Raw genomic sequence first — 257 nt, 5'->3', positions numbered from 1 at the left:
ACGGACGAAGGTCTCCCGGTCGACCTCGACGAGGCCGAACGTCGGCTCCCAGTGGCCCCACTCATAGTTGTCGAGCAGAGTCCAGTGGAGGTAGCCGCGCACGTCGATCCCATCGGAGATCGCTGTACCGAGGTGGCGGAGAGCCTCGTCGGTGTACGCGATCCGCCGGGAGTCGTCGTGCGTCGCGATGCCGTTCTCGGTGACGACGATGGGCACGCCGCCGGTCACCTCGGTATGGTGGTTGAGCTGCGGATTCG

1 protein-coding gene is annotated in these 257 nt (G+C 66.1%); it reads right to left on the bottom strand.

Annotated features, from left to right (window positions below):
* The coding region (locus tag SB773_RS33010; protein ID WP_410594644.1) for a family 1 glycosylhydrolase at positions 1-257 on the bottom strand (257 nt) is incomplete at both ends.

It is taken from the genome of Bacillus sp. SIMBA_074 (genome assembly GCF_046534555.1).
Classification (GTDB): domain Bacteria; phylum Bacillota; class Bacilli; order Bacillales; family Bacillaceae_G; genus Bacillus_A; species Bacillus_A mycoides.
Note: the sequence above shows the minus strand (reverse complement) of the source record. Positions and strands in the feature narration are given on the sequence as shown.